The 18,035-nt window shown below is 35.3% G+C and carries 16 protein-coding genes; 11 read left to right on the top strand and 5 right to left on the bottom strand.

The window, feature by feature from the left end; translation table 11 throughout:
- The first annotated feature begins 399 nt into the window (after positions 1-399).
- The 4 genes from VB796_RS04815 (at position 400) to VB796_RS04830 (ending at position 3,126) form a co-directional block, all read left to right on the top strand.
- Positions 400-1,086 (top strand): hypothetical protein, encoded by a 687-nt coding sequence (locus tag VB796_RS04815; RefSeq protein ID WP_323345377.1) that lies wholly within the window; start codon positions 400-402, stop codon positions 1,084-1,086.
- 108 nt (positions 1,087-1,194) lie between these two features.
- Entirely contained in the window at positions 1,195-2,196 is a 1,002-nt protein-coding gene (locus VB796_RS04820) for a hypothetical protein (RefSeq protein ID WP_323345378.1), read from the top strand.
- A 190-nt stretch (positions 2,197-2,386) separates the two neighbouring features.
- A complete protein-coding gene (locus tag VB796_RS04825) occupies positions 2,387-2,626 on the top strand; it encodes a hypothetical protein (protein ID WP_323345379.1) in 240 nt (79 codons plus the stop codon).
- Between the two features lie 2 nt (positions 2,627-2,628).
- Positions 2,629-3,126: a DUF2335 domain-containing protein gene (locus VB796_RS04830; protein ID WP_323345380.1), complete on the top strand. Its 498-nt coding sequence runs from the start codon at positions 2,629-2,631 to the stop codon at positions 3,124-3,126.
- Between the two features lie 114 nt (positions 3,127-3,240).
- Here the strand turns inward: VB796_RS04830 and VB796_RS04835 are convergent, their stop codons facing one another.
- The 3 genes from VB796_RS04835 to VB796_RS04845 form a co-directional block, all read right to left on the bottom strand.
- Positions 3,241-4,728: a RagB/SusD family nutrient uptake outer membrane protein gene (locus VB796_RS04835; protein WP_323345381.1), complete on the bottom strand. Its 1,488-nt coding sequence runs from the start codon at positions 4,726-4,728 to the stop codon at positions 3,241-3,243.
- Between the two features lie 135 nt (positions 4,729-4,863).
- Positions 4,864-8,046, bottom strand: coding sequence for a TonB-dependent receptor (locus tag VB796_RS04840; protein WP_323345382.1), 3,183 nt, complete (start codon positions 8,044-8,046; stop codon positions 4,864-4,866).
- Between the two features lie 157 nt (positions 8,047-8,203).
- Positions 8,204-9,283, bottom strand: a complete 1,080-nt coding sequence (locus VB796_RS04845) for a glycoside hydrolase family protein (protein WP_323345383.1) — start codon at positions 9,281-9,283, stop codon at positions 8,204-8,206.
- 353 nt (positions 9,284-9,636) lie between these two features.
- Here VB796_RS04845 and VB796_RS04850 point away from each other — a divergent pair, with 353 nt between their 5' ends.
- Both VB796_RS04850 and VB796_RS04855 read left to right on the top strand, forming a co-directional pair.
- Entirely contained in the window at positions 9,637-10,068 is a 432-nt protein-coding gene (locus VB796_RS04850; RefSeq protein ID WP_323345384.1) for a CHRD domain-containing protein, read from the top strand.
- 61 nt (positions 10,069-10,129) lie between these two features.
- Positions 10,130-11,467: a dihydroorotase gene (locus VB796_RS04855; protein WP_323345385.1), complete on the top strand. Its 1,338-nt coding sequence runs from the start codon at positions 10,130-10,132 to the stop codon at positions 11,465-11,467.
- A 97-nt stretch (positions 11,468-11,564) separates the two neighbouring features.
- Here the strand turns inward: VB796_RS04855 and VB796_RS04860 are convergent, their stop codons facing one another.
- On the bottom strand, positions 11,565-12,938 hold the full coding sequence (locus tag VB796_RS04860; protein WP_323345386.1) for a hypothetical protein: 1,374 nt from the start codon (positions 12,936-12,938) through the stop codon (positions 11,565-11,567).
- A gap of 296 nt (positions 12,939-13,234) precedes the next feature.
- On the opposite strand from VB796_RS04860, the gene ftsZ reads away from it, so the two are divergent.
- Complete coding sequence (ftsZ, locus tag VB796_RS04865) at positions 13,235-14,518, top strand: cell division protein FtsZ (RefSeq protein ID WP_323345387.1); 1,284 nt, start codon at positions 13,235-13,237, stop codon at positions 14,516-14,518.
- A gap of 78 nt (positions 14,519-14,596) precedes the next feature.
- Entirely contained in the window at positions 14,597-15,115 is a 519-nt protein-coding gene (locus VB796_RS04870; protein ID WP_323345388.1) for a hypothetical protein, read from the top strand.
- An 11-nt stretch (positions 15,116-15,126) separates the two neighbouring features.
- On the opposite strand, the gene VB796_RS04875 is transcribed toward VB796_RS04870, so the two are convergent.
- Positions 15,127-15,453, bottom strand: coding sequence for a DUF721 domain-containing protein (locus tag VB796_RS04875; RefSeq protein ID WP_323345389.1), 327 nt, complete (start codon positions 15,451-15,453; stop codon positions 15,127-15,129).
- Positions 15,454-15,558: 105 nt separating this feature from the next.
- On the opposite strand from VB796_RS04875, the gene VB796_RS04880 reads away from it, so the two are divergent.
- From VB796_RS04880 to VB796_RS04890, 3 genes are all read left to right on the top strand, one after another.
- Complete coding sequence (locus VB796_RS04880) at positions 15,559-15,951, top strand: hypothetical protein (RefSeq protein WP_323345390.1); 393 nt, start codon at positions 15,559-15,561, stop codon at positions 15,949-15,951.
- Between the two features lie 306 nt (positions 15,952-16,257).
- On the top strand, positions 16,258-17,097 hold the full coding sequence (locus tag VB796_RS04885) for a MotA/TolQ/ExbB proton channel family protein (protein WP_323345391.1): 840 nt from the start codon (positions 16,258-16,260) through the stop codon (positions 17,095-17,097).
- A 104-nt stretch (positions 17,098-17,201) separates the two neighbouring features.
- On the top strand, positions 17,202-17,807 hold the full coding sequence (locus VB796_RS04890; protein ID WP_323345392.1) for a biopolymer transporter ExbD: 606 nt from the start codon (positions 17,202-17,204) through the stop codon (positions 17,805-17,807).
- Positions 17,808-18,035: the final 228 nt, after the last annotated feature.

Below are 18,035 nucleotides of genomic sequence, written 5' to 3' on the forward strand. Positions count from 1 at the left end.
TAGTCATAATATTTATGGTTTCTATGTGACCTATAATACCGAATGTGGTTACTTTGATGATTCAAAATTATCAGTTGGAAGAAAATAATAAAAATGAATGTGATGAACCAAGTAAAGTTTGGGATAAAGTATCTGATTGGTGTGATTATGGGTAAAAATTGTATAAGCATCATCAAAAACCAAGACACCATCAAGTCCTGTAACCATTCCTAAATTGAAATAGCTTTTGATTGAGGAGAATCATTAATATTGTAAAGAATTTCAATGTTTGATATTCGGATTTCGATGTTTGGTTCTCGACTGAATCGAAAACTCATTTCAAAATCAAACATCAGGAATCGAAGCACCGAATCTGGAACATTGAGAAATGCAACCATCAAAAACTAAACATCGAAAAATATGGCAGAAGAAAAAAGTCTTGGACGAAAATTATTGAGTTTCTTTATTGAAGAAGAAACCACGCATACACAAACGCAAACAACCACAACACCCACACAAGAAGGGACACCGCCCAAAGTAGAAGTTCAACAAACGGTGGCGGTACAAAATTCGGCAGGGACGGGCGTGGTGGATAAAAAATTTGTTGACCATTTTGTTCAACTCATTGAAAACTCAAATTTGAAAGGTCCAGATTATTTTGAATATATGCAGGCTTTGAAAAGTTTGGCGGGTTTGGGACTTCCAGAAGACAAACAATATCAAGCGGCTTGGGCGAGTTTCAAAGCAATGGGCGGAATTACTGACGTTACGGTTTTATCAACAACTGCTAATCAGTACGTTGGAATTTTGGATGCTGACCGTCAGAATTTCCTAAAAGACGTTGAATCTGCCATTACGCAAAAAGTGGGCGGGTTGAAAAATGATTTGAAAGCGACGCAAGATGAAAACGAAGCGATAGCAAAACAAATTATTGAATTACAGAATCGAATAAATACGAATAGTGAGAAAATTACGAAAATAACAAGCGATATTTCGGAACAAAGTGCCAAGATTACCGCTAATAAAAGTAATTATGAAATCACATATAGTTCTTTCGTAGAACAAATAAAGGGTGATATTGCGAAAATTCAGCAGTATTTGAGTTAAGAAGAATGAGGAAAGAGGTTAGGAGGAAAGAAGTAATGAAATTTTGCAAGTGTTTCGCTTGTACACAAAAGATAAAAATTAAAATTTAACCAAATTAACAAAATAACAATGGCAGCAGACTTATCACAAATTGGAGGAGAAGGACCTCAAAAATCATTTTGGAGCAAACCAGAAGGAATTACTTCATTGCTTTTTATAGGAGCAGCAGGAGCTTTTGGCCTTTATTACATTAATGAAATCCTTAAATTTTTGATAGAAGTTACCTCAAATACGCTCTATTTAGCTGGGCTTTTAGCCGTTTTAGGATTAGTGATTTTCTTGGTTACAAGTCGTGACGTAAGAACGGCAGTTTTCTTTTTATTCAAAACTTTGATGCGTAAAATTACAGGTTTGGTTATTCAGCTTGACCCAATTGCCATTATGAAAATCTACATTTCTGACTTGCGAGAAAAGAAAGAAAAAATGTCTGGGCAGATTGATATTTTGGCGGGTCAATTGGTGAAATTGAACAAGAAAATCAATGAAAATAACGACAATATCAAAGCCAAATTTGCTGAAGCCAATAAAGCAAATTCAATGACTGACAAACCTGGTATGAAAGAAGCAGCCGCTTTGGCAACCATCGAAGGAGCAGGTTTACAAGAAATGAACGAAAAGCTTTTCCCTTTACAAAAAAACATGAAAACCGTGATGGGTTTTATGGAAAAAGTAGCTTCGTCAGCAGATTATATTATCAAAGAAACAGAAATTAAAGTAAAATTGAAAGAGGCTGAATATGAGATAGTTAAGTCGTCTTCAAATGCTTTAAAAACGGCTATTAGCATTTTCAAAGGCAATCCAGATAAGAAATTTTACTTTGATGAATCAATGGAATATATCCAAGATGATATGAGTAAAAAATTGGGAGAAATGAAACGTGCAATGGATTATTCAATGGATTTTATTAATTCCGTAGATATTCAAAATGGTATTTTGACCGATAAAGGACAACAGATGTTGGATGCTTATAATCAAGGAGAATTTAAGTTGATTACGTTGGATGCCCCATCTGAAAAAACGAAAGCAGTTAATCCTCCAAAGGATTCTAATTATAAGGGCTTGTTGGATTAGATAGGTGATACGAAAATAGGTAACATAAACTTTTTAAAAATTAAATACGTTAAACATAAGGATGGAATAAACTAAAATGTTTGATAGTCTATTCCATATTTAAACTTTTTTTGTAAACAACAGAGGATAATAAATAAAATAGGTATATTTATGCTATTACATTTAGCTCAAAATCAAACACTCTAAGAAAATGAACAAGACACGAATTGAATATAATACTGATTTCTTATTAGGCAAAAATAATTTCTGGGTAGGGTTAGGTAGTGTTCTTAATTTGCAAGGAGTTTTTTTTGATTATAGTTACTCAAAATCAGATGCAGAAGCAGATAATAGAGCATTATTTTCAGACTGGCAAAATGTTGGAGAAGATATCGAAAAAGCTACAAACAAGTTTGAAACAGAGAACTATCAAGAACTGAGTTTTAAATAGAAATGTCAAATAACTACTATATGAATCCTGATAAGAATAATTCAAATTCCATTAAATTAATACAATTAGAACGTGAACTTATTTCTCAAAACCCAGCTATTTTTGATGGAATACCATCCGAGAAAAAGGAGGAATTGCTTAGAGATATTTCCTTTACTATGATTCAACAAAAGTCTCATTCTGGACCATTACCTGATGCAGAAACATTAATAAAATACAACTCCGTTATTCCTAATGGGGCGGATAGAATAATGAAAATGGCTGAAAATCAACAGGAACACCGAATGATTATTGAAAAGAAAATTATTTTTGAACAATCTTCACAGAGTAAATTAGGACAATGGTTTGGATTGATTATTGGAATGGTTGGAATAGGCTGTGGAACTTTTTTAGCATACAGTGGAGAGACAACCGTTGGAGGAATTATTGCAGGAGGTACTGTGGTTAGTTTAGTGTCAGTTTTTGTGATAGGGAAGAAAATTCAATCATCCAAAAATTAAATGATTACTTTACAAAACAAAATCTTAAATATTCAAATAACGTAAATTTCATAAAACAAAAACGGTCGGTAAAGATTTTCTCTACCGACCGTTTTTATTTAAGAAACCAAACTCTTAATACCCAGAATTCTGAGTATATAAACCAGCTTTTACGTCTAATTCCGACTGTGGAACTGGGTAAAGAATATAGTCTGTTTTGAAGGCTTTCATTTGTTTCAAAACATCTTCTGCTGGAATCCAAGCCGTGATGGTTTTTTCAACTAAACCAGCACGAACTAAGTCATGCCAACGTGAGCCTTCTCCTGCAAATTCCTTACGACGCTCTTCCATCAATTGTGGCAAAGTCAAAGAAGTAATGTTGCCTAAACCAGCTCTTTTTCTGATTGAATTGATAAGGGTAACCGCTTCGTCTTGTGTTCCGCCACCACCTTGTAAAATACACTCAGCTTTCATCATTAATACATCTGCATAACGCATTGTAATAAAGTTGATTGGCCAGTCTGTACGACTTTTTCCGTATTTAGTAAGGTCGATATATTTTTTATAAAACGAACGAGTTTCCTGAACACCATTGGCTGTATAACCACTCAAAATACTGAATGCTTTCCGAGTATCACCTGTTGCATAAGAATTCAAAAGGTCATTCGAAATTGGACGGATTGTTAATGTTTGATTCGGTAAACCATTGGCAGTAAAATAAGTATCTGGTGCTAAAACAACTGGGAATGTTGTTCCTAATCCTAAACCTCCACTGATAAACTGAACATCAAAAATCACTTCTGCATTGTTCTCGTTTGTATATGAAAAAATACTTGGATAGGTTGGCAACAATGAATATTTTCCACTGCTGATAACTTCATTCAATAATGAATATGCCAAAGCCCATTCATTCACCCCTAAACCTGCCCCTTCGATGTTGTAAGTTGCTCCCGAACGAGTCATGTACACTAATGCTAATAATGATTTTGCAGCATTATTAGTGGCACGACCAACGTTTGCGGTGGTATAAGTAACAGGTAAATTTTGAGTGGCAAATTGTAAATCGCTGATAATTAATTTGTAAACATCTGCTACTGAACTTCTTGGAATTGCCAATGCTTCATTTTGAGAAACTACTTTGTCAATTACTGGTACTTTACCAAACCAACGAACCAAGTCGAAATAATACATGGCTCTTAAATAACGAGCTTCGGCTTCAAAACGAGTTTTTAAAGTAGCGTCTGAAATGATAGCTCCATTTTTAGCTAATTGATCTAAAAAATTATTTGCTTTGAAAATACCACTATAATTGGCAGACCAAGCCTCTGAAATAAAAGGATTGGTTGACAAGGTTGGATGGAAGCTATTCACACCTTCCCAGTCACGAACACCACCATCAGAAACGGCATATAAATTGTCAGAACGAGTTTCTGATAAATTCAATTGACGGTCTGGATAGCCTGACAATGAAGCATAAACCGAATTGATTCCTTGTAAGAAATCGTTATTACTTTGATAAAAAGTTAAGGTTGTGGCACTTGAAATGGGTTTTTGGTCGAGTTCATCAGTACAACCTGCTAATCCTAAAATGGCTGCTGATAAAAAGATATATATTCGTTTCATGATTTTAATTTAATTGGTTGTGATTGATAACACTGTTTAATAAGGTTTCTGGGAACTTCCCGAAAGTTTTAAAATTTCGGGAAGTTCCCAGAAACCTTATTAAATAGTGAATGCTTAAAAATTTCACTAAATTATTTAAAATGTTAGGTTTACCCCAAAGATGATTGAACGAGCCAATGGAAGTCCACCATAATCGCCACCTTGTGGGAATGAAGCATCGCCACTCAAGTTAGTATTTATAGCATCAGGGTTCCAACCTCCTTTGTATTGGTCTGCACCAAACCAGTTTTCAGCCGTTGCATAAACTCTTGCTCCTTGTAGATATTTCTTGCTAACAATTCTACCTAAATCATAACCAACTGTAATATTTCTTACTCGCCAATAGTCAGACGACCATAACCAATCTGTATTTTTAATTCTACCAAAAGTTGAATATGCTTTTCCTCTCAAACCTTCACCAGGATTTTCAGCCGAACGCCAACGGTCTCTATAAATTCCAAGAGCGTTATCTGTATAGCCTTGTCCAGTTCTATCAACTGCACGACCAAATAATGAATAAACTGAACCGCCCGTTTGTCCTTGTACCAATACTGTCAAGTCAAAGCCTTTGTATTTCAAGGTGTTAGTTATACCATAGATTAAATCAGGGTTTGGTTTTCCAGCATAAACACGGTCATTTGCATCAATTTTGCCATCGTTATTAGCATCAAAATATTTAGGGTCACCTGCGGTTTGAGTACCATATAAAGCTACTTTGTTATCAATATCTGCTTTAGACAAGATTCCTGTCATTTTTACTACATAAAAGGCATACATTGGGTCACCAACTTTTAAAACACTATGAGGAATGTCAAAAGATGAAGGAATATAAATTTGAGCATCACCTGGGGCTAAATGAACAACCTTGTTTTCGTTATGACTTAAATTCAAAGAAGTAGTCCACTGCAAAGCACCTTGATTTAGGTTTCTTGAAGTCAATTCAAATTCCCAACCTTGGTTCAATACCTCTCCGATATTTGTTAAAGAAGTAGCAAAACCTGTTGCAAGAGGTACTGGAACGTTCAATAATAAGTCGGTATTTTTCTTGGTATAATAGTCAAAAGCGGCTGTGAAACGGTTTTTCAAGAAACCAACATCTACCCCAACGTCAATTGTTTGTGATTTTTCCCAAGTTAAATCAGGATTTGAAATACGGTTTGGAGATTGTCCACCCACTTGAGCTCCACCAAATGTGTAGTTACCAAAACCCAATGTAGCAATACTACTATAATCACCGATATTATAGTTACCAGCTTGTCCCCATGATGCTCTTAATTTCAATTCACTAACTGCATCTTGGTTTTGCATAAAACTCTCTTCACTTAGTCTCCAACCGATTGAAGCCGATGGGAAAAGTCCCCATCTGTTGTTATCGCCAAAACGAGAAGAACCATCACGACGTAAACTGGCAGAGAGTAAATATTTCCCTTTATAGCCATACTGAACACGTCCGAAATAAGAAAGTAAAACGTTTTGTGTTTCGTTGGTATTTCCTGTTACTGAAGCGGCAGCGTTTAATGTCGTAATTGTACTACTGTTAAATCCACCTGCTGATGACATCGTTGATGTTGCTAACTTTGTTAAGTTATAAGCGTATCCAATTACGGTTGATAAATCATGGTCTTTTGCAATCGTTGTATTGTATGAAAGTGTATTTTCATTTACAATAGTTTGCTTTCTCAAAGTTGAAAAACTACCAGAAGTAGATATTCCCGGAGTATTTAAACGAGCTGTTTGGCTACCATTTACCCAATCAGGGCTGTATCTTTTCGTTGAAGCATCTGTATTGTCAAAGTTGATTGAACTTCTAAATGTCAATCCTTTCAATAATTCATAATCAACATACGTAGAGAATAGAGTACGGAAGTTTTTAGTCAAGCCAACATTGTTTTCTAACTGACGAATTGGGCTGTTTCTTGAAACACTCCACGCATAACTTGGAAATGCTCCTGTATTTGCATCAATACCTGCATTGGCTTCTTGTACAGGAGTCATACCTGCTACAATGTGAATGATGGCATCTTTGCCTTCAATGCCTGGGTCGTTGGCTTCAGAATATGATGGTGCTAAATTAATTCCGAATTTTAAATGGTCATTCGCTTTTACTTCTACATTGGCACGGGCAGAATAGTTTTTATAGAATGTATTTAGGGTTGTTCCATCTTGATTTAACAAATTTCCAGAAACGTAATATTTAACATTGGCATTACCACCGCTGGCAGAAAGTTGGTAGTTTTTTACCATTCCTGTTCTGAAAGCCTCTTTTTGCCAATCAATATATGTTAAACCTGGGTGTCCTTCTTGCGTCCAACGGTCATCTAACATCAATGAAGTGTTTACCGCAGTTCCTGATAATTTCAGAATAGCTCTTCTTTCAGCAGTTGTTTGGGCAGCGGTTCTTCCAGTTCCTGAAGCTACCCACTGAGCATTAATCATTTCAGTGGCACGGTCAATCCATTCATCTGCATTCAACATATCAAGCATACGAGTTGCTTTTGTGATACCTGAATAAACATTTAAGCTGATTTTTGCTTTACTATCTTGACCTTTTTTGGTTGTAATTAAAACAACACCATTAGCTGCACGAGAACCATAAATGGCTGCCGACGAAGCATCTTTCAATACTTGAATGTTCTCAATATCGTTAGGATTTAAGTTATCCAATGGATTGCCTGTACTAAAACCACCCGAAGCATTTTGTCCAGAGGTTTCTAAAGGGAATCCGTCAATTACATACAAAGGTTCATTACTTGCAGAAATCGAACCCGAACCACGAACTTGTACGCTAAATCCTTTACCAGGCGTTCCGCTTGTTTGTTTTACACTTACCCCAGCCAATTGTCCAATTAATGCTTGGTCAACTCTCGCTACTGGACGTTGGTCTAAATCTTTCGCATTGAAATTTGCCATTGAACCTGTTACGTTAGCTTTCTTTTGCGTGCCGTAACCTACTACTACTACTTCATCAAGTGATTTTGTGTCTGCCGATAAGGCAACATTAATCGTAGAGCGGTTGTTAATACTTATTTGCTGAGTAGCATAACCTACCGATGAAAATACCAAAATACCATTGCCATCTGCTACCGCAATTTTAAAATTACCAGATGCGTCACTGGTAACACCACGAGCTGAATTTTTCAATAAAATGCTTACTCCTGGAATACCTGAACCCGAAGTGCCATCGGTAACAAGTCCCGTAATCACCCTGTCCTGAGCAAATCCCATTAAAGAGACTAAAGACAGCATGATGATTTTCGATAATAGTCGAATTGCTTTCATATAAATTAAAATGAATTGTTTGGAAAAATTGTAATCTAAATCTTAAATGGGTAAATAAAAAGTGTTAATTAGACACAAATAATACTTGTCAGCCGAACATTAATAAACTAATAATCCGTGTTACAACCTTTGGCCTTATTTATGTTTTAGCACCAACCTAAGGCTCTATTTTAAAAACAAAACCAGAGGATGTCATATAATCGCCACCTTGTGTAGTGGTAAAAAGATAAGCAGGTTTGCCATCTTTCATTAATATTTGTGGACGTTCAAATCTGCCATAGCGAGTCAAGTGTGGGGGAGGAGGAAGTTGTTTTATATAAGTATCTGCTCCATGAAAGGCAATCTTTGGTTTTGCCCAATGAATTCCATCTTTCGACTCAAAGTATAATCCTACTGTATGATTAAAGAAACCCATATCTCTCATTATCATTTTGAATTTCTTTTTTTCGTAATAGATGTAAGCATCTTCAACCTGACGGTTTTCTCCATATCCCGAAAAATCTACAATTGGATTTCCTTCATATCTTACGTAAGGCCCTTCAAGATTTTTGGCAATAGCTAAACCGTACTTGCGATTTCCTTTGATTGTAGGGTTTTTAGCGTCGGTATATTCTTTGGAATTCCAAGATTTGTAGTATAGCCAATATTCACCATTTGGGTGTTTTAAGAAAGCTGGATTGGTTGTACAGTGGTCGTCCCAAGAACCATCCGAACCTGCTTCAAATAAAGGTTTGTCGGGGCGTATCCAAGGGCCATCCAAAGAATCTGCGGTGGCTAAACCAATACGTTTTGTATTAGTTTTTCCGTTTGAATTGCCCATGTAAAACAAGCAATATTTACCATCAATAAACTGAATGTGAGGATTATGACAGGTTGTACCATCCCAAAAGCCGTTACCTCTGGGTGCAAGGATAGTTTCAACATATTTGAATTCTGATTCTGGACTATCAGCTACTGCATGAGCAATTTCTGATTTATGTATCCATCCTCCCATCTTATATTTATCTGCCCATCTCGAATAAAATACGTGAACTTTGCCATCTGGGGCATAAATAGGAGCATTACACCAAACATAATAACCTTCGGTTTGTAGTATTCTCCCGACAGGTTTTAGTTTTTTACAGAAATCAGAAATATCTTTTTTACCAAACGGAACATCTGCCTTTAACTCTTCAATACTTATTAAAGAAAGTCCCGCAAGTGTTCCTAAGAAATCTCTTCTACTTACCTTTTTCATTATCTTAATCGCTTCAAACCCAACACATTATTTGCACATTTGCCTTATTTTTTTGTAAAATAACCTATACCGATTTCATTAACCCCCATGTAGTATCCTGCTAATCCCTAAAAAACTTGGAATAGTACAAGGTTTTTTTTAAAGAGTGGGTTTTGTCCTATTTTTAGATAATTATACGATTTTTTACCTGTCAGAGTGGTGAAAAACACCGTTCAAAGGGATACAGACTTTGTTTTAGGGTTACCTAAGCGGGATGAAACTCACAATTTGTTTTATCAAAAGCAACCAACGTGTTGAATTCTCCGTAAGTCTTTCACAAGTCCGTTTGGATTAAACACTTAAACAAAAACGAAATGAAAAAATTATTCTTCTCAATGATGATTCTTAGTGTGTTATTTGTTGTCTCTTGTAAAAAAGATGAAGCAGTTTCACCAGAAGTAAAATTTAATGTAACCTTGAATAGTGCAATGGAAGTACCTACCAATACTTCAACCGCTACTGGTAGTTTTGTGGGGACGTATAACAAAACGACCAAAATTATCAGTTACACTATTAATTATAATGGAGTAACGCCAACGGCTTGGCATATTCATAAAGGAGCTGTGGGTGTGTCTGGAGGGGTTATTTTTAATCTTGGAACAACATTCAATACTGCTTACAGTGCAACAACGGTGGCTTTGACAACTGAACAAGAAACAGATTTAATGGCAGGCAATTATTACATCAATATCCATAGTGTGTCTAAACCTGGTGGAGAAATTCGTGGGCAGTTAATATTACAATAGACTGAAAATAAAAATTACAAAAGCCGTAACCAAAAAGTTACGGCTTTTGTAATTTTACAGTATGAACACAATACTTATCCTCAATGCCCAAGTGGTTAACGAAGGCAAAATCGAAACGAAAGACGTTTTTGTGAAAGACGGCTTAATTGATAAAATTGGAACAGATTTGTCGGGTTTACAGGCAGATAACGTGATTGATGCCAATGGCAAGTATCTTTTTCCTGGCGTGATTGACGACCAAGTGCATTTTCGTGAACCTGGACTGACTCATAAAGCCTGTATTCATTCGGAAGCACGTGCGGGCGTAGCGGGTGGCGTAACCACTTTTATGGAAATGCCTAATACCGTTCCGAATGCACTAACCCAAGAACTTTTAGCGGATAAATATGAAATTGCGGCTCGTACATCTTTAGCGAACTATTCATTTTATATGGGGGTGTCTAATGATAATCTTGAAGAAGCATTGAAAACAAATCCAGAAAATGTTTGTGGATTGAAAGTGTTCATGGGGTCTTCTACGGGAAATATGTTGGTAGATAATGAGCAAACGTTGGATAATATCTTCTCAAAAAGTTCATTGTTAATTGCCACACATTGCGAAGTAGAAAGTATTATTAAAGCCAATACCGAAATTTACAAACAAAAATTTGGTGATAATCCACATCCAAGAGTTCATCCCGAAATCCGTAGTGTGGAGGCGTGTTACAATTCATCATCAATGGCGATTGAACTTGCTAAAAAACATAATACTCGTTTGCACATTCTTCATATTTCTACGGGTGATGAAACGGAATTATTCAGAAATGATATTCCTCTGAAAGAAAAAAGAATTACGTCAGAAGTTTGTGTGCATCACCTTTATTTTGATGCTCGTGATTATGAAACATTAGGCAACCAAATCAAATGTAATCCAGCCATCAAAGCCGACGGACACAAACAAAGAATTTTCCAAGCATTATTAGATGATAAAATTGATGTCATTGCCACCGACCACGCTCCGCATTTATGGTCTGAAAAAGAAAATCCTTATTGGTCGTCGCCATCAGGTTTGCCATTGGTGCAACATCCTCTAAATTTGATGTTAGAATTCTACCAAGAAGGAAAAATTTCATTGGAGCGTATTGCCGAAAAAATGTCTCATGCCGTTGCCGATTGTTTCCAGATTTCTAAACGTGGCTATATTCGTGAAGGATATTGGGCAGATTTAGTGCTGGTGGATTTAGCTAACTCAACAACCGTTTCCAAAGAGAATATTCATTATCAATGTGGATGGTCGCCCTTAGAAGGTAAAACGTTTAATTCACGCATTACACATACGTTGGTGTCGGGTCATTTAGCTTTTGAAGATGGACAGTTTGACGAAAGTGTACAAGGAAAAAGACTTTTATTTGAAAGATAAAAAACCGTTAGCAGTTAGCAGTTAGCAGTATAAAAGTTACATTAACCATTTTGCTAACTGCTAACTACTAACTGCTAACTGTTTACTGTAAAGTTGTTTACTGATAACCGAAAAGCTGCTTAACAAATGTCTTAGCCATCATTTGATGAGCCATCACATTGGGATGGTTATCGTAAATAGCAGAATCCGTTTTACTGGTTTTTTCCCAATGAACATACTTTGAATAATTTTCATCAGGACGAATATTTGCTCGTAACACAGAATCAGCATCAATAAAAGTGATGTTTCTGGCAAACTCGCTTTTTATTGTTTCTTTAAATTTCTTTCGGTCGTAATGATTTGCCATTCTTTGTTCATCCGAATAACCAAAACCACCCACATTCACAACTACCATTTTTACCCCATATTGTTTACAAAGCTGATATAGTCTCTCATAAACATATTTTTCTATTTTTTGATTATCAACTTCAGAAGTAGGAAGTAATCCTAAAAGCATTTTCCATTGAGCCACTTGCCGTTTCCATTTATCTATCATTGAAACGGTGATACCCACTTTAAAAATGAAAGAAAGTTTATCTGAAAATGAAGCAGGAGTAGTTTTGTAAATGCTATAATCAGGATTATACAAAGCAGAACGAAAGAATGGTTCATGAATATAAAAATCGCCTTTGTCATTTTTTGTTACAAAAGGAAAAGGCATAACACCATGAGCCGATGGGAAAAACATGAATCTGGCCCTATCCGCTAACCAAGGAGAGTATTGTACCGATAAAACTTTAGGTTGATGTTTGGGAATATTTTGTTCTGCTAAAATGAGCATTTGTGCCAATCCATAAGCATCCACACCACAGTTTAAGGATTTATAATTTAGAGATTGTGCCGTTAGAGTAGGATAAGTTTGTTCAGCCAAAACATAATCACCCCAAGTGAATGAACAACCCAAAAACATCATTAAACTATCTGATTTTGAGGTAACGATTTTCTCTGGAATTCTAAACCCTTCTGCATTTAATTTTATTGGAACATTTATTTGTGCGTGTTTTGAAGAGTAAGTTGCCTTACCATATCCATTCGGAATACCTCTGTGTCCAAGCGTATCATCAACTGTAAAAACATTGCCTGCAATACCGATATTTTTCTTGTAATAAACATACAATTTATCAATCGCCCTAAGATTGCCGTACACTTCCTTAGTCACAAAACAAACGATAATAACACAGAGAGCAAAACCAATGATGGATGAGGTCTTTTTTAATGTATTGGCATCCCAGATTTTCTTATAAGTAATGGATAATAAGAAAATTAAGGTAATAATTACGCCAATGACATCAAAAAATAACTCAACCAAATTATGATTAATTTGAATATGTCTAAAGCGAGAATGTCCCAAAAACCAACTAATAAAATTGGGGATTTGATAAAATAAGATGATGAGTGCAAGAATGACAAAAGTAAACTTTAGGCTTTTCATAGATTAGTAGTTTTAGTAGATTTTTCTTTCAAAAATTTCTGAAACTTTATAAGGGTTTTCAATTTTTTCTTTTAATTTTGAATAGCTGTTTAAAAATTAAGTATTGGTTATCAGTTATTTGCTATTATAAAGAATATATTATTTCTTGATGTTTTCTCTCGAAAAGGATAAATAATAGATAACTGCCGCATTAGTAAAATTATAGAAAATCCTTTAATCATTATAATTTATTCCCCCCCGAATTAATTATAATTTAATATCCTTATTCAAAGTATCCTTTCCTGAATATATACACTATGGCTTTTTACGATCACAATATCGAAATCCCCTCTGAAAAGAAAGATAATATTATTAAAGTTATTGGCGTTGGCGGCGGCGGAAGTAATGCCGTTGAACACATGTACGAAATGCAAATCAAAGATGTGGACTTTGTGGTCTGTAACACTGATTTACAAGCTCTTAACGACAATAAAGTTCCTACAAAACTACAGTTAGGGGCAATTCTAACAGAAGGTCTTGGTGCTGGTACAGAGCCTGACCAAGGTCGTTTGGCAGCCCTTGAGAGTGAGGCTCAAATCAAAGCATTGTTGCAAGGTGATACCAAAATGGTTTTCATCACGGCAGGTATGGGCGGAGGTACAGGTACTGGAGCTGCTCCAGAAATTGCCCGAATTGCCAAAGAGTTAGAAATATTAACCGTTGCTATTGTTACTGCTCCATATTCATGGGAAGGAACGGATAAAATTGATGCCGCCAATGCAGGTATCAAAATGTTACAACAAACTTGTGACACGGTTTTGGTAGTATTAAATGATAAACTTCTCGAAATTTTCGAAGACCTCAATATTTTAGAAGCCTTTGAACACGCCGATGATGTTTTGGCAAATGCTGCAAAGTCAGTTGCGGAGGTAATTACCAAATCAGGAAAAGTAAATGCGGACTTTAGAGATGTTAAGAAAGTATTGAGCAATGCAGGTCAAGCTGTAATGAGTAAAGCAACTGCACAAGGCCCAAACCGTGCCAAAGAAGTTATCGAAAAAGCACTTGACTCTCCACTTTTAAATAACCGTGATATTAAAGGAGCTGAGCGTATCCTTGTGACCGTTGCCACCAGTATGCAAAAAGTAATGGGAGTAAAAGAACAGCAGGCTATTACCTCACACATCATGGAGGCAATTGGAGGGCAAGCTCCCAAAGGATTTAAGTTAGGTTTTATCATTGATGAAACACTTGGCGAGCAAATGAGCATAACTGTAATTGCTGCTGGATTTGATAAAAAGGAAATTCCCGTTGAGCAGGTTAAGCCAATTGAAGAAGAACCAGAAGAAATAGAGGAAGAGATAGTCGATGAAGTAGAAATCGAAGAGCCAGAAGTTGAACAAGAACCCGCTCCAGTACAACCTATCGTATTTACACATCGTGAAGATGATACTATTCGATTAAGAAAAATGATTGATAGTTTCTGTCAAACAATGCCATCAGAGATGGAACTTGAAGCTCCTGCTTTTCAACGTTACGGAATAAAGTTATTAGATGTTTCTGAAATAAAAGGTGTTGAATTTCAACGACATACTTTATAATCATACTCAGCGTATTTTTAATCCCGCAAGAAAATAATTTTTGCGGGATTTTTACTTTAACAATCCTGCTTAATCTTTATGAAAAATAAGCTCATCCTTCTGATATTTGTTGTTTCAGCAAATACACTTTTTGCCCAAGAAGAAATCAATAAACTCACACTCGAAAGAGAAACTCTTTACCGACAGTATAAAGAAACCGAAAGTCTTTCAACAGGATTGTTTGGCAACCGTTCAAAAGATGATTTACAAACAACAATTGATGCACTAAACGAAATCATTAAAAAGGATAATGAAATTTTAGACGAACTCAAACATATCCAAGAAGATTCAAAAATAGAATTTACCAATAAGTACAATGACTTGATTCATCAAAACAATGAATTGAGCGATAAAAATCGTGAGCTGATAGAATTGACAGAACGCCATAAAGGTTACTCAAAAGAAAATCACCAAATACTTGAAGCAACTGAAGAAAAGCAAATTTTACATATTTCACTTTTAGCGATCTTTGTCTTATTGACAATTATTTACATGGTGAAATATTTTTCACTCAAAAGTGATTATAAGAAATTGAAATCAAATAATAGTGTTAGTTAAAGGTCTTTAAACTATATAAAAATAACGTCATCAATAATGTCTTCCCCAACTTGCTTATTGAGCAAAGTAATGATTTTCGTCTTTGCCAATAACAACTCATTGCGTAAGGGAGCAGAATCTAATTGAACAAAAAGTTTACGTTCTTTAATATAAAGTTCAGTTGTTCGAGAAGAAATGGGTAGTCCCATAATTTGTTCCCAATATGCCACAATATAAGTTTCGTTAAATTTAGAACGAAGCTTATATAGTTCCAACATATCTTCAATAGCTTCTTTCAAAGGTAAAGATTTCGTTTTACGTCGTGCATTCTCTCGATTATACTGATATACTTGTGCCAAAAGTCGTTATGTTAAATTTTTAAAGAACCAAAGATAGCAAAATTTAGCGTTAGGCACTTAGCTTTATGGGTGTATTCTTAATCATTTCACCTCAAAAACAGTATCATGAATCTTTTCATTTACCTCCAAATCACCAATTCACCAGAAGACATAAAGTTTTCAAACCCCATTATTGCTTACATCAAGGAACATCAAAATGATACAATTGTGTATGACTTTGATAATCATTCAGATACGTTAGTTTTAGGGTACATTAATAAACTCATTATGGATTCGGATACCACCCTGATATTTATAGACACCAATTTAAATAGTAATTTTTCAAAGCTGATGCCTTTTTTTACCAATATTCTTGATAATCCCCAAGGAATTAAAATTATTATGGAAGGAGATAACGCAAGGTTAGAAAAAATGATAAGTATTTTACCCCATTTAAAAATTCCAGAAAATACTTACGGCTTAGAGCAAATTGTCCAATTTTTTGCCAAAATATTCTAAAAAATCATCATCTATGAAAAATTATATACTTTCTACGAAAAATTATTTTCTTGAAATAGTACATCAAAAAAGTTTCAAAACCGATGAATTTATTGAGATAGTACAATGCGAAGGAATAGTTGAATATTTTTTTACTAAAACTTGACACAGACCATATTCAAATTAAAATTTTTTTATGTTAGATTTGTCAGACTGTGGAAGGAAGATAATTCAGTAGAATCTTTTGTGAACAGGTCATTTTTCATTTTTTTATTTTAAAATTCACCTAAAACTGTTTTTTAACTTAAACCCAAAATTACCAAACTAATGAGTACACAAGCAAAAACTCCAGCTGCTAAACCAGCAGCACCAGCTCAAAAAAAATCAGGCGGCATTCCAGCAGGCGTGGTTATGATTATTCTTTTTGTTATTGCTGAATTGTTTTTCCATTTTGTGATGGGAGACGGTTCACGTTTTGAAGGAGGTACAAACGAAGGACACCCACACCAAGGTGATTATTTAGCGATTGCTTACAAAGGTGGTGTTATCGTACCAGTACTTTTAACTTGTTTCTTGACTGCTCTTACATTCTCTATTGAGCGTCTTCTTACTATCGGTAAAGCAAAAGGTAGTGGCGATGTTAACGCATTTGTTCGTAAAATCCAATCTTTGTTGGACAAAGACGATACTGATGCAGCTTTGAAAGAATGTGATAAGCAAAAAGGTTCAGTAGGTAATGTAACTTTAGCTGCTGTTAAAAAATACAAGCAATTAACTACTGATGGTTCATTAGACAAAGAACAAAAATTAGCTGCACTTAGCAAAGAAGTTGAAGAAGCTACTTCATTGGAATTGCCAATGTTAGAGAAAAACTTGACTATCATCGCTACGTTAGCATCAGTTTCTACGCTAATCGGTCTATTAGGAACGGTAATCGGTATGATTAAAGCGTTCTCGGCACTTGGTAACTCAGGTGGATCAACTGACTCAACTGCATTAGCAAACGGTATCTCTGAAGCCCTTGTAAATACGGCATTAGGTATTGGTACTTCTGCGGTTTGTATCATCGCTTACAACTTCTTTACGTCTAAAATTGACGAATTGACTTACAGTGTTGACGAAATTGGTTTGAGCATCAACCAAAACTACGCAACTCACCATAATTAATAGTTATTCGTTTCTGTTAAACAGTTATCCGTTATTTTAATAACGTAACTCATAACTTATAGTCTCAGCGGCGAACCGCTTAAAACTTATAACTAAACAATATTATGCCAAAAGTTAAAGCAAAACGACAAAGCGTTTCTCTCGATATGACAGCGATGTGCGACGTGGCGTTTTTGCTACTGACTTTCTTCATGTTAACTGCAAAGTTTAAACCAGAAGAAGCGGTAACAATCACACCACCAACATCAATTTCAGAGAAAGCGTTGCCTGCAAATGCTGGTTTTCTTACAGTATCAGTAGGTCCAGAAGGCGGTATTTTCTTAGGAACTGACGACAAATTAGCTAAAGATGCAATGTTGGAAAGAATGGCAAACCGTATGGGTATTGCTATCACTCCTGAAATGCAGAAAAACTATAACTCTTCTGAATTAGTGGGTTATCCAGCAGGAGCGATGCGTCAGGTATTAGGAATGAAACCTTCAGATGTAAAAGCACAAGGTTTGATGAAAGGTATTCCTTGTGACTCTGCAAATAATGAACTTTTCCTATGGGTTAGTTACGCAAAAATTGCGAATCCAGCCCTACAAGTTGCTATCAAAGGTGATGCAAATTCAAACTACAAAGTATTCAATCAAATTGTTGGTACTTTGCAAGAACAGAATATCAACAAATTTCAGTTGGTAACATCACCAGAAGGTAAGCCTCAATAATTTTATTTTAGTTGTACTCAGTAGTTTTAACCCTGCCTCTCGCTCGAAAGGCAGGGTCTTATAGAACTTAATTAATAGTTGATAGAGAATAGTCAATACGTTTAGTTCTCTGTAGAATATGTTAAGGTTTAACTATTAGAAATACAACTAAATAGTTTGAAGGTTAGTAAAATTAGTATTTGTTAATTTCAACTATTAATCATTAATCATCAACTATTAACTACTTAA

The organism is Arcicella sp. LKC2W (assembly GCF_034931005.1).
GTDB lineage: Bacteria > Bacteroidota > Bacteroidia > Cytophagales > Spirosomataceae > Arcicella.